A 626-nucleotide genomic window follows, 5' to 3' on the forward strand; every position below is an offset into this window, starting at 1 on the left:
TGTTATGCTTATGTATTGCACGTCGTTCGAGCGCGTTGTTTATGTCGTGGCCGCTGAGATGGTGTGAAGAAGCTGTGAAGTACTTCTAGTATACGTCTCAGATCGTCGCTAGTCTTGGAACCTTGGTGCATCTTGCCGGTGCGCATTTTGATGTCTTTTTTTTTTTCGAAAACGAGCTTACTTGATGTTGGCCAGCATCCAGTCGACGGTGGCGTGGATCTGCTCTTCGCTCAGCCCCGGGTTGCCGCCCTTCGGCGGCATCACCCCGGCATCGCCGGTGAAGCCTTCGATGGCGTGCTTGTACAGGGTTTCCGTGCCCTTGGCCGCGCGTGCGCCCATGCCGGCGGCGGTCAGGGTCGGCGCGCCGCCGACCCCGCCCTGGTGGCAGGCGCCGCACAGGTTGTCGAAGATCACCGAGCCGTCGGTAGTGCCGCCGTAGGCAACCTGCGAGGCGGCTGCTGCGGCCGCGGCAGCGGCGGCGGCGGCCTGGGCGGCGGCGCCGGTTTCGCCGGCATAGACCGCGCCTACCGGGGCGATCCGCGCTTCGGTCAGCTTCTGCGCACTGGGCGAGGCTTCCGGTGGAATGACCTTATGCAGGAAATGGGCGCCAATGATCAGGCCCAGGG

General features: G+C 63.6%; 1 protein-coding gene. It reads right to left on the reverse strand.

Going from position 1 to position 626, the window contains the following annotated elements; translation table 11 throughout:
- Positions 1 to 177: 177 nt before the first annotated feature.
- Positions 178 to 624 carry a c-type cytochrome gene (locus CSC62_RS17440; RefSeq protein WP_246194535.1) on the reverse strand — a complete coding sequence of 149 codons (447 nt, stop codon included), beginning with the start codon at positions 622 to 624 and terminating at the stop codon, positions 178 to 180.
- Positions 625 to 626 lie beyond the last annotated feature (2 nt).

The sequence above is a fragment of the Pseudoxanthomonas jiangsuensis genome (assembly GCF_010093185.1).
GTDB classification, from domain to species: Bacteria; Pseudomonadota; Gammaproteobacteria; order Xanthomonadales; family Xanthomonadaceae; genus Pseudoxanthomonas; species Pseudoxanthomonas jiangsuensis.